Consider the following 12726-nt stretch of genomic DNA (forward strand, 5'->3'; position numbering starts at 1 on the left):
AATCGCAGTCTTTGCCGTTTTGAATAAAGGCTGCATCGTTTCAGATCCGTATCACGGGCGCGAGGGCTTAGCACCTCGCGCCCGCCCCATAATTCAAAGGACATGATATGCGTGACTGGCAACCTGTTCTGGGCCTGCCCCTGTGGGTATGGCTCTTTGTTGTGCCAAGCGGCTTGATGCTTCTGTGTATTCTGAAACCGGACCGGATGCGGCGGCTCTTGCAGCCGCTTTGGGGGGTGCTGGACCGCTTTTATAATGGCGCGGGCGTCGTGGCGGCTGTGTTCATGGTGACTATTCTGTTGCTGATCGTGGGGCAGATGATCGCGCGCTGGGCGTCGGTCACATTTCCCGGCTCTACCGAATATGCAGGCTACGCGATGGCGGCGACGTCTTTCTTTGCGTTGGCCTATACGCTCACGCATGGTGGCCATATCCGGGTATCAATCTTTCTGAACCTCGGGGGGCGGCATCACTATTGGCTTGATGCAGGCGCGATGCTGATTTCAGCGCTGACGGCGACCTACTTTGCCCGCTACGCGATCAAGACAAATCTTCTGTCGCATATGCTGAATGACCGCACTCAAGGTCAGGATTTTGCACCGGAGTGGCTGCTGACACTTGTCGCGATGTTTGGCACATGGCCCTGGAACTGGGGCAACCTCTGGGCTGAGAGCGGATCTGGCTGGGTCTATACCCCCGTCTGGTTGCCGCAACTGCCGATGTCGATTGGCACTGTGCTCTTAGCCATCGCGCTTTGGGATTACCTGTCGCGGATGCTGGTGACGGGCGCGCCCCAAATCAAAGGGGAGGCTTTGGAATGAGTGAGGTCTATACCACTATTATTTTCCTCTTTGTCCTGTTTGGGCTCTTGGGCGGTTCCGTCTGGATTGGTCTTGCGCTGATGGGCGTGGCTTGGGTGGGGATGGAGCTGTTCACCTCGCGCCCCGCAGGGGATGCGATGATCACTACGATCTGGAGCGGCTCGTCCAGTTGGACGCTCACCGCCCTGCCGCTCTTTATCTGGATGGGCGAGATCCTCTATCGCACCCGATTATCGGAGGACATGTTCCGGGGCCTCGCGCCGTGGATGCGGTTTCTGCCGGGCGGGCTTTTGCACACCAACATCGCAGGCTGCACGATCTTTGCGGCGGTGTCGGGTTCCTCTGCTGCGACGCTTAATATGGTGGGTAAAATGTCGATCCCGGAACTGCGGGCGCGCGGCTATCCGGAGTATATGATTATCGGCACACTGGCAGGTGCGGCCACACTGGGCCTGATGATCCCGCCGTCGCTGACGTTGATCGTCTACGGCGTCACCATCAATGAAAGCATCACCAAGCTGTTCATGGCCGGGGTCTTTCCGGGCCTCGTTTTGGCCGGGCTGTTCATGCTCTATATTGTGGGCTGGCATTTCTTTGGCTCCGGTCAGCGCCCAAAAGAAGAGCCGCGCCTGTCGCTGGGCGAAATGATCGCCGAGAGCCGCTTTCTGCTGCCGCTTTTTGGTCTGGTCATTGTGGTCATCGGGTCAATGTATATGGGGTTTGCCACCGCGACCGAGGCGGCAGCCGTCGGTGTGTTGGGGGCATTGGGCCTGTCCTTGATGCAGGGAAGTCTCAGTTGGGCAACCTTTGTCGAGAGCCTGATGGGGGCGACGCGCACCTCTGCGATGATTGCTTTCATCCTGATGGGGGCTGCGTTTTTGTCGCTCTCCATGGGATTTACAGGGCTGCCGCGTGCCCTTGCGGGATTGATCGAGAGCTACAACCTGTCGCCGATTGCGCTGATTGCAGTGCTGACAGTGTTCTACCTGATCCTTGGTATGTTCATGGATGGCCTGTCCTCGGTCGTACTGACCATGGCCATCGTGGAACCCATGATCCGTCAAGCGGGGATCGATGTGATCTGGTTTGGCATCTTCCTCGTTGTGGTGATCGAAACCGCTCAGGTGACGCCTCCTATCGGGTTCAATCTCTTTGTGCTGCAGGGGATGACCCGACACGAAATTTCCTACATCGCCAAGACGGCCGTGCCGATGGTGGCGTTAATGCTGTTGATGGTGGGTATTTTGGTGGTTTGGCCAGAATTGGCCACGTGGCTGCCGGAGAATATTCGGCAACAATAGAGACGCAGATCCAAAGGGCCGCCTTGCAGGGCGGCCCTTCTTCTTGGGGGGCGTTTTCACGCAGGGTGCTGGTTTCGGCGAAATTTAACAAAATGCGCCGTATATATTGGCTTTGAAGACGCATTTTGTCCGTGAAACCGTAGCAAAAGCCGCAGGACATCACGGTGATTTCACCGAAAATTAAAGGCTCTGTTCGCAAACTTCGAGTGGAATGAAGCCGGAGAAGTCGAGTGGTTTGTGTGCTGAAACTGCCCCGCCGAAAGCGACTTTGCGACCTGAACAAGCAGGCAGGTGAGGGCGCGTCGCGAACCGCGTCTCTATACCACTGTTTTGTGAGGCCGCTTGGCCCTCTGCGATCTTCACCGACCTGAGCCTCACTGCGCCAACCCACGCAGATCCCAACCCACTATCACGCAGAGTGACGTTATGCCCCAGCCCAAAGCCCTCCCATCCATGACGCGTAAAGGTTTCGGCCTGTTGCGCAGCATCCGCGCCAAGATGGGTATGATCCTATTCGTTATAGGGGCTTCATTTGGCGTCTTCGCTTACATGATCCACTCCGTTCTGTCCGAGATTGATCGGGATATGAGCGAGTTGAACGTGGACAACCTGCCTGATCTGGAACTGGCGTCAGAGATTTCACTGGCGGCGGCGCAGGCCAAAGACAGCATGCTGGCCCTGATGACGGCAGAGGACATGGGCGCGGTTGATGCAGCGGTGTCCAGCGCCGATGCGGTCTCGCAGCAATTGGCGCAGCTGATTGATAATCTCGACCCGGAAATGCAGCCGGCCTTTGAAACGCAGGCCACCGAGGTGGCAGATGCACTGACGGATTTGGCCGCAGCCCGTCGCGTGACCTTGCAAAGCGATGCTCAGATCGAAACAGAAGTTGCGAATTTCCACAGCATCAACAATGAATTGCGCGATGTGATGACAGAATTGGCGCAGGCCGCGTCGGTCGAGCTCAACAAAGGCGCGGTCAATACCTACAACGCCATCGACAATTCCCTGAAGGTCCTAGTGGAGCGAGATTTCCACAACCTCGAACTGCTGCTAGAAGCACGTGCGGAGTTGAATTTGTTGGCGGGGACTGCGGTTGCGTTCGGCGGGACCAAGGACCCGGAAACCCTCGCAAGCCTTCAGGAGCTTGCCGACAGCTCGGACGCCCGGTTGCTGGAGATCGCCGATGAAATTGAACTGAACGCCCCGGAAATGATGGACGTGACCCTCATTCATGGTGCGATTTTCACGTTGCAGTCCGTGATCGCCCAGAGCTTGTTTCCCTCGGAATCGCTCCGTCGCGCCGCCATGAAAGCCCGCGCAGATACAGATCGATTTATCGTGATGGCAATAGATGCGCAGCTTCACAAGCTGTCTGTCTCGGCAGCACGGGCGAGCAAGGAGAATGGTCAGGCGCTGCGCGAGTTGATGAAAAATGAAGTTGGTTTCCTCAACACGCTGATGGAGATCAGCCAGAATGTGAACAGTTTTCAGGTCGCCGCCCTTGATGCGCTGACCGCGCCGGATGCGCAGCATGTGAAAGATGCGGCGTTTGATATGTCCAGTGCCACTCTGAACCTGTCCTTTTACGAGGAATTTCAGGACGCGCGGGTGGTGGATCTTCTGGAGCGGATCTCTGCCTTTGCTGCGGAAGATACCGGATTGGCGGCGTTGCGTCTGAATGCACTCGATGCAAGGGCTGCAGCGGATGAGGCCACCCACACCACCGAAACCATGGTGTTGGGGATTGCCGATCGTGCCTCGGCGTTTGCAACGCAGACCCTTGGATCGATCAGAGGGATGGCGAATGAAATCTCGGCAGAGGTCGATCTCGCCAACCGTAATATGATGGTGTTGCTGGCGGTGGCTGGTGGCGTTTTCCTTGCCGCTTTGCTGCTGATCCAGTTGCTAATCCTGCGCCCTCTGAACCGTATCAGTGCCAGCACCGAGGCGCTGGCAGAAGGGGATCGCAGCCCGATCACCGGCTTTGAGCGCACCAGCACGGAGATTTACCGCATAGCGCGTTCGCTATCAGTGTTCCGGGACGGGATCGTAGAAAAAGAGAAGATGGAAGAGGCGGCCTCCGAAGAACGTGCGCAGCGGCGCGCGGTGCAGGACAAGGCAGTGGATGCGCTTGGAACGGGTCTGGCCCGCTTGTCAGAGGGCGATCTCACCGCGCATATTTCCGATGAACTGGGCGAGGGATATGACCGGCTGCGTATTGATTTCAACCGAACACTGGATACGCTCAATGATACTGTTGGACAGGTGATCAACACCTCGTCTTCGATCCGCAATGGAGCCTCTGAGATCAGCCAGGCCTCGCAGGATCTGTCGCATCGCACCGAGAGCCAGGCGGCAACGCTGGAGGAGACGGCAGCGGCGTTGGATGAGATGACCGCCAGCGTGACCTCGGCGGCGACGGGGGCCAGAGATGTGGAACGCACCACAAACGAAGCGCGCGCCGAAGCCGAAGCCAGCGGGGAAATCGTGCGCAATGCGGTTTCGGCGATGACGGAGATTGAACAAAGCTCCGGCAAAATCGCGCAGATCATTTCCGTAATCGATGACATCGCCTTTCAGACCAATTTGCTGGCGCTGAATGCCGGGGTTGAGGCGGCGCGCGCAGGCGAAGCGGGGCGGGGTTTTGCGGTGGTTGCCTCCGAGGTCCGCGGGCTGGCGCAGCGGTCGTCCGATGCGGCACTGGAGATCAAGAACCTGATCGGTGACAGCTCCGTGCAGGTGGAGCGCGGTGTGGATCTTGTTGGCAAGGCGGGCAGCGCGCTTGAGAATATCTTGCAGCGGGTGAGTCATATATCGGAGCTGATTTCCGAAATTGCCACAGGCGCGCAGGAGCAATCTACGGGGCTTGGTGAAATCAACACGGGCATGAACCAATTGGATCAGGTCACCCAGCAGAACGCGGCCATGGTGGAACAAGCCACGGCGGCAGGGCAGTTGCTCAACACCGATGCACAGACGCTTGCAGAATTGGTGGCACGGTTCCAGACGGCCCAGATCGACCCGGCGGCGGTGGCAGAACCCGCCAGTCCCGAGGACAGCCCCGCGCCGACCAGCTGGGGAGAGGAGGCGGATGTGGAGTGGGACACCACAGATGTGGTCGAAGCTGAAACGCCAAGGGTGACAGACTGGTCCGACTTCGATGACGTCAAGGCGACCGGCTCCTGATCGCATAAGACAAACTGCAATGTGATGAACAAACCCCGGTGGGAGTTGCTCCTGCCGGGTTTTTTATGCGCAGTAGTGAAGTTCCGCATTGAAGCACATAATTCCGCATATTGAAATTGAGCAGCGGGGAGGATAGGACTTAGGCGGAATCGAAATGCTGCCGCGCAAGGAGGAGCCGCCCGTGTCGAACCCCGTGCTTATGGAAGTTGTTGATGATATTGCAGTCATCGCGATCGCCAATCCGCCCGTAAACGCACTCAGCCACGCTGTGCGCAGCGGTCTGGATGCAGCCTTTGCCGAGATCGCGCGCCGCGATGATGTGAAGGCAGTGGTGATTTATGGCACGGACCGCACCTTTATTGCGGGAGCAGACATCCGTGAATTTGGCAAACCGCCGCAAGAGCCGTTCCTGCCGGATTTGATCAACCGCATTGAAGCATGCACCGTTCCGGTCGTCGCGGCCTTACATGGCACAGCCCTTGGCGGCGGTCTTGAGGTCGCTCTTGGGGCGCATTACCGCGTGGCGGTACCAAACGCGCGTTTTGGTCTGCCGGAGGTCACGCTTGGTATTCTGCCGGGGGCGGGGGGAACCCAGCGTCTGCCGCGTCTGGCGGGAGTAGAATTCGCGCTGGAGACCATAACGTCCGGCCGTCAGATCAGCGCAGATGAAGCGCTGAAGACCGGTGTGATTGATCGCATCAGCGATACCTCCGACGTTCGTGAAATGGGCCTAACTTACGCGCGGGAATTGGTCGCCTCCGGTGCCACGCCGCGCCGGACCAGTGAACTTTCCCCAGCGCCCGTCGCGGCTGAGGTGTTTGACGCTACCCGCACAAGACTAGCGAAAAAAGCGCGTGGGCAACTGGCGCCCCAAAACTGCATCAAAGCGGTGGAGGGCGCGACGCGCCTTTCGTTTGCAGAGGGTCTCGCCAATGAACGCGCCTTGTTTCAGGAATTGATGGAAAGCGACCAGCGCGCAGCCCTGATACATGCGTTCTTTGCCGAGCGGCAGGTGGCCAAAGTGCCTGAGATTAAGGATGTTGCGCCTCGTGCGATTGACCAGATCGGTGTGATTGGCGGCGGCACCATGGGCGCAGGTATTGCGGTTTCGGCGCTGCTGGCAGGGCTTCAGGTGACACTGATTGAGCGCGACGCAGATGCTGTCGCGCGCGCTGAGGCCAATGTGGCAAAGACCCTGCAAGGGTCGGTCAAACGCGGCAAGCTCTCACAAGAAAAGTACGACGCCATCATGGACGGAACCTTCCGTGCCAGCGACGACTACGCGACGCTCGCCGAGGCGGATGTGGTGATTGAGGCTGTCTTTGAGAGCATGGAGGTGAAAAAGGACGTTTTCACCAAGCTCGATGCAATCTGCAAACCGGGTGCGGTTTTGGCGTCTAACACCTCATATCTTGATGTGAATGAGATCGCAGCGATGACGTCCCGGCCTGAGGATGTGATCGGGCTGCATTTCTTTTCGCCCGCGCATGTGATGCGTCTGTTGGAAATCGTGGTTGCGGACAAAACGGCACCAGAGGTCACAGCCACCGGCTTTGCGCTTGCGAAACGGTTGAAAAAAGTCGCGGTGCGCGCAGGTGTTTGTGATGGCTTTATCGGCAATCGTATCCTGAGCCATTACCGGAAGGCTGGCGATGGTGCGGTGCTTGCAGGCGCAAGCCCTTTTGAGGTGGATCGCGCCTTGGTGAATTTCGGCCTTGCGATGGGGCCCTATGCGGTGAGCGATCTGGCCGGTCTGGACATCGGATGGGCCACGCGCAAGCGTCTCGCCCCGACCCGCGATCCGCGTGAGGTCTATGCAGAGTTTGCGGATCGTCTGTGCGAGGCAGGCCATTTCGGGCGCAAGACCGGCAAAGGTTTCTACGTTTATGGCGAGGAGGGGCAGGTTCCGAATGACGAGGTGCTGGAGCATATCGCCACCGAGCGCGCCGCCAAAGGCATTGCCGCGCGTGAAATTTCTGAACAGGAAATTGTCGATCGTTACATGGCAGCGATGGTCAATGAGGCCGCCCGTGTGGTGGAGGAAGGCATCGCGCTGCGTCCACTTGACGTCGATGTGACCCTGCTGAATGGCTATGGCTTCCCGCGCTGGCGTGGTGGCCCGATGCAGTACGCCGATACCGTGGGCCTTGATAAAATCCTCGCCGATATCGAACGGTTTGCACAGGAGGATGACTTCCTGTGGCGGCCTGCATCGCTTCTGAAACGTCTGGTGGCTGAGGGTAAGACCTTTGCCGACCTCAACAACGCCTGATTGCCTCGGGGAGGAACTACCTATGAAACAAGCCGTTATCGTCTCCACTGCCCGCACGGGTCTCGCCAAATCTTATCGCGGCGCCTTTAACGACACCCATGGTGCCCATATCGCGGGCCACGCGATCCAACATGCTGTCGCGCGTTCCAAAGTGGACCCGGCACTGATTGAGGATGCGTTTATTGGCTGCGGCTATCCAGAGGGCTGGACTGGCGGCAATATCGCACGTCAGGCTGTGGTGCGCGCGGGGCTGCCGGTGACGGTGGCTGCTGCGACGGTGAACCGTTTTTGCTCGTCCGGGCTGCAGGCCATCACCATGGCGAGCCATGCGGTTACACTAGAGGGCGCCTCTGCCGCCATCGCGGGCGGTGTGGAAAGCATCAGCCAAATGCCGCCCTCGCGCCCGGCGCAACGCCGGGACGAATGGATCGAGGCGAATAAGCCCGAAGTCTACATGACCATGATCGAGACCGCCGATGTGGTTGCGCAGCGTTATGGCGTGAGCCGTGAGGCGCAGGATGAGCTGTCACTGGAAAGCCAGATGCGCACGGCAGCGGCGCAGGCTGCGGGCAAGCTGGACGATGAAATCGTACCCATCACCGTGACGCAAAAGATCACCGATAAGGAAACCAAGGAAGTCTCCTATAAAGAGGTGACCTTCTCGATGGATGACTGCAACCGACCCAACACCACGCTTGAGGGTCTCGCGGGTCTGAAACCCGTGCGCGGCGAGGGTAACTTTGTGACCGCTGGCAACGCCTCGCAACTCTCCGATGGGGCGGCGGCGTTGGTGGTGATGGACGCAGATCTTGCCGCACAGCAGGGGCTGGAGCCGCTTGGCGCGCTCAAGGGGTTTGTCACCGCAGGCTGTGAACCCGATGAGATGGGGATCGGCCCGGTCTTTGCGGTGCCGCGCCTGTTGGAACGCCACGGTCTGAAGGTTTCCGACATTGACCTGTGGGAACTCAACGAGGCTTTTGCGTCGCAGGCGCTTTACTGTCGTGAACGGCTGGAGATTGATCCTGCAATTTGCAACGTGAACGGTGGGTCTATTTCTATCGGCCACCCGTTTGGCATGACGGGCGCGCGGATGACGGGGCATTTGCTCCTTGAGGGCAAGCGCCGGGGTGCGAAACTCGGTGTGGTGACCATGTGCATCGGTGGGGGTCAGGGCGCGGCGGGCCTGTTTGAGATCTTCTGATCCACCGCTTTTGAGGCCCGGCTGGTCCTGTAAAACTCAGATGGTACGCAAAAAACAGCGTGCCATCGCCAAGACTGCAAATGTCTCATCAATCATTGGTGATCTTACGGCAAATGCATTGAGAGTCTTAGTAAATCTACTTTTCTTAACGCGAGAAAACTTTGTATGATTGCGCCTTCAGGTGATGCTAAAGGACGAAAAACGATGCGCGATCTCGAGCAGGATCGGAGATACGCCAATACTCTGGCCCGAGGGCTCAAGATTTTGCGTGCGTTTCGTCCTTCGGACAACGGGCTGGGCAATCTCGAAATTTCCGAGCGCACCGGCATTCCGCGTTCGACGGTTTCACGTCTGACGTTTACGCTCTGTGCGCTCGGCTATCTCACGCATGGGCGACATTTCGACAAATATCGCCTTGGTCCTGCGGCTTTAGCGCTCGGCAACATCGCCTCTGCGGCCTTTGGGTTTGTGACGGTGGCCTCACCAATCATGCAAGCCCTTGCCAATAAGGTGAATGCGCTGGTGGGCGTGGCCATTCAGGATGATGGCAATATGCTAATTGTCAAAACCTGGCGGCCAGAAGGGTCCGGTACCATCTGGCTTGATGTCGGGTATCGCATGCCGGTGATGACCTCCTCATCCGGGATTGCCTATTTGGGGGCGCTGTCGCGAGAAGAGCGCGAAAAGCTGGAAACACTGTTGTCGGTTGAGGCAGCGGAGATGTGCGAAGAGGTATGGGATTATCATCGCTCGCAGCTGCGCCGTCTTGGCTATGCCTGCGTGTGCGAAGATGTGCGCTACTCCCGGGCGATCAATGCGGTTGCCACCCCGTTTCGCCCGTCTGAAATCGGCGAGCCGGTCTCGATTTTCTGTGGGGCCAATGTGGATGATCTGAGCAATGCACGCATTCATGAACAGGTCGGGCCAGAATTGGTGCAAGCGGTGGATAAGCTGAAAGCGCTGACGGGCCACGCGGTGTCAGCGGTTGCATCGGCCTAGCGGCTGTCAAACACCTGACATGAAAGGGCGATAGGGCTGGTGGGTCAGACCATTCAAGGACGAGACCCGATGGCTATCTTTCGCCCAGACCCGATACGGCATTTGACCGGTGCCGATGCTGAAACCAACCGTCCGGCTGCGATTACAGAGCCGGGGCAGGGTGGGAAATTCGCACCCGATGGAACTGTGTTGCATTGGCCGGGAAACACGGTGATCTGTCATATCGACCCGCGCAGCGATGCGCATGCGGCCCTGTGCGAGATGCAAAATGACGTCCGTGATAGCCCATTTGGTGCGCTCTTTACATGGCTCCCGGTTGCTAGCCTGCATATGACAGTGTTTGGTGGGGTCGCTCCAGATGAACGCAACTGGCCCGCCGGCATCGCGCGGGGTGCAACGCGGGACGAGGTGACAGCGGCATTTCAGGACAGGTTGGTGGGTCAGGACCTTCCACAGAGCAGACATGTGAGTGCGCGGGGCCTGTTTGCCGGGCATTCCGTGACCCTTGAGGGCGCTGATGCCACGGAAGACGCCCGCCTGCGCGCCACCCGCGTCTCTCTGCGCGAGATGACCGGGCTGCGTCCGGATCACTTTGACACCTATACGTTTCATTCGACCCTTGGTTATCTGTTGCGCTGGTTGGATGCGGCGGAGGCGGCAGATCTTGTGGCCTTCTCGGATGAGGTCTTCGCCCGTTATGCGGCGCAGCTGGCCCGGATTGATCTTGGGCCGCTGGAGCTGTGCAACTTCGAAGACATGTACCATTTCGAGCCGGTGGCTTATCTGACGCAGTAAGTGTTCGCGTGAAATTTGTTTGCGCTAACACTTGCGCCTTGCGCGCTCTTGCGCAACAGTCACGCGGGTTTTGGCTCGCGGTCAGCAAAGCGGTCGTGAAATGACCTGCGAGACTTGACCTGTGCGCGCTGAGCCTGTTTGACCCTTGGCAACTGACAACCTGAGCATCGGGTCTGCCCGTACCTTGTGTGCGTGGCGGGCTGGAGGGGCTAAGATGTGGAATCTGATCGCTGACGTCGGCGGAACCAATATGCGGCTTGCGGCCGTGAACGTCGAGGGCGAGATCCTCGAACAAGCCCGCTATGACAGCAAGGGCACGCGCAATCTGGAAGAGGCCTGCGCAGATTTTGCAGCCCACCGCGCCAGTGCGCCGGGGCGTGCGGTGATTGCGGCGGCGGGCGTGGTGCGCGCGGGATCGGTACAGCTGACCAACGCCAACCAGAGTTTTTCGGAACGCGGGATCGCTGCTGCCTTACAGACCGAGCGCGTCAAAGTGCTCAATGATTTTGAAGCGGCTGCTTGGTCATTGGCTTCTGTGGGTGAGGGGGATGTGACAGTTCTGCAAGGGCAGGCGGTGTTTCCCAAGGAGCCTTGCCTGATTATCGGTCCCGGCACGGGGCTTGGCGTCGGGGCCTTGATCTGGGCCAATGGCGAACCCTGCGTGGTGCCCGGCGAAGGCGGTCATGTGGCAATCGGCCCGCGCACCGCTGAAGAGGTCGCGATCTTTGAGGTCCTGCGGGAAGAGTGGCCCGAGATCGGCATGGGGCCGGGGCTTGCGGTGGAGGCGGAGGGGATCCTGTCGGGAACCGGGCTACCCTATTTTTATCGCGCGGTGGCGCGCAGCATGGAACTGACTGCGCCGCTTTATACGGGGGCCGAGATCTTTCAATCCGCCCATGCCCGGCTCGACACCGCAGCGGTGCGCGCGGTTGAGCTGTTTGCGCAGTATCTCGCCGGGGTCGCGGGTGACCTCGGCCTCGTCTTCGCGGCCAAAGGGGGCGTGTTCGTGACCGGGGGCGTTGCTGCCGCCAACCCCTGGATCTTTGATGATGCCTTTGTGGAGGCGTTCAACGCGGGCGGGCGTCATACCGCATGGCGTGAAGAATTGCCGTTGCATCTCTATCATCAGCCCAATTTTGGCCTGATCGGGGCGCGGAATTACCTGCGGGCGCGGTAGGCGGATCTGACCCGTTCTGTCATGGGGCGCTGAGACAGTGCACTCTCATCTTGATATTCCGGGATGGAAGATCAAGCATTGCGCCATTGGATTTGACCAAAGCGGAGTTTCAGCGCCTCTATGACGGACGAGACATTGACCACGCCACAGATTTTCACCTTTCGGGGTCAACCGGTGATCCGGGACGCAGATCTTGCGGCGCTGTTTTCCTACACCACAGGGAACCTCAACAAACTGGTGAACAACAACGCCGAACGCTTTGGCGAGGATTTTGCGTTTCGCCTGAATGAGGACGAGTTTGCAGACTTGAAATTCCAACTTGGAATATCAAAGGCACATGGTGGGCTGCGCCATCCGCCGATGATGTATACCGAACACGGTGCGGTGATGGCAGCAACGCTTATGCGATCACCACGCGCGGCTGAGGCGTCTCGTTTTGTGGTGCGTACCTTTGTTGCTGCGCGTCGGGGGCTTTTGTCAAAATCCAAGGGGCAGAACCTGCCGCTGTCGTTGCCGGTGAATGATCTGTTGCCGCTTGCGAGTTCCGAGCGCAGCGGTTTGGTCACCAAGCTCGACGCAGCCTTGGGCCGGGTGCTGGATGCCATTGCCGATCCTGTACAAGAGACCTCAGTGCGCGACGAGGCGCGCACCATCGCGCTGGAAGGGCTTTCAGCGATCAAGGCGCATCTGAAAAAGCAGGATATCGCCAATGAAAAGACGCTCGCCGAGGTGCATAAGCTCCTGAAGGAAGCAGAGGCGATTGATGCCGAGATTTCCGCGCGGCACATTGAAAATAATCATCGCCAGATGGCGTATCTGGCCAAGCAGCTGAGAATTGTCATCGAGGTCCAGCGCTATCTGGAACAGGGCGATGTGGACACGCTGCTGGCGGTGTTGACCGATCTGGGCAGCTGACCTCCGGGGGACCTAGCGGAGCGCCTGCGGCGCACAGGTTATGGCGCTGTCGCGCC

The 12726-nt window shown here is 58.8% G+C and carries 9 protein-coding genes; all 9 read left to right on the plus strand.

Going from position 1 to position 12726, the window contains the following annotated elements:
- The first annotated feature begins 107 nt into the window (after positions 1–107).
- Positions 108–821, plus strand: coding sequence for a TRAP transporter small permease (locus QNI81_RS01570; RefSeq protein ID WP_065334695.1), 714 nt, complete (start codon positions 108–110; stop codon positions 819–821).
- Positions 818–2122 (plus strand): TRAP transporter large permease, encoded by a 1305-nt coding sequence (locus QNI81_RS01575; RefSeq protein ID WP_065321619.1) that lies wholly within the window; start codon positions 818–820, stop codon positions 2120–2122. Before QNI81_RS01570 ends, QNI81_RS01575 begins: the two co-directional genes overlap by 4 nt.
- 453 nt (positions 2123–2575) lie before the next feature.
- Entirely contained in the window at positions 2576–5311 is a 2736-nt protein-coding gene (locus tag QNI81_RS01580; protein ID WP_283967140.1) for a methyl-accepting chemotaxis protein, read from the plus strand.
- 181 nt (positions 5312–5492) lie between these two features.
- Entirely contained in the window at positions 5493–7583 is a 2091-nt protein-coding gene (locus tag QNI81_RS01585; RefSeq protein ID WP_283967141.1) for a 3-hydroxyacyl-CoA dehydrogenase NAD-binding domain-containing protein, read from the plus strand.
- 22 nt (positions 7584–7605) lie between these two features.
- Positions 7606–8784: an acetyl-CoA C-acyltransferase gene (locus QNI81_RS01590; RefSeq protein ID WP_283967142.1), complete on the plus strand. Its 1179-nt coding sequence runs from the start codon at positions 7606–7608 to the stop codon at positions 8782–8784.
- Between the two features lie 204 nt (positions 8785–8988).
- Positions 8989–9783 (plus strand): IclR family transcriptional regulator, encoded by a 795-nt coding sequence (locus QNI81_RS01595; protein ID WP_005634857.1) that lies wholly within the window; start codon positions 8989–8991, stop codon positions 9781–9783.
- A 69-nt stretch (positions 9784–9852) separates the two neighbouring features.
- On the plus strand, positions 9853–10578 hold the full coding sequence (locus tag QNI81_RS01600; RefSeq protein WP_283967143.1) for a DUF1868 domain-containing protein: 726 nt from the start codon (positions 9853–9855) through the stop codon (positions 10576–10578).
- A gap of 214 nt (positions 10579–10792) precedes the next feature.
- Entirely contained in the window at positions 10793–11755 is a 963-nt protein-coding gene (locus QNI81_RS01605; RefSeq protein ID WP_283967144.1) for a glucokinase, read from the plus strand.
- Positions 11756–11875: 120 nt separating this feature from the next.
- Positions 11876–12670, plus strand: a complete 795-nt coding sequence (locus QNI81_RS01610) for an ORF6N domain-containing protein (RefSeq protein ID WP_065321624.1) — start codon at positions 11876–11878, stop codon at positions 12668–12670.
- Positions 12671–12726 lie beyond the last annotated feature (56 nt).

Origin of the sequence: Tritonibacter sp. AK171 (assembly GCF_030127025.1) — a bacterium.
Lineage (GTDB): Bacteria > Pseudomonadota > Alphaproteobacteria > Rhodobacterales > Rhodobacteraceae > Epibacterium > Epibacterium mobile.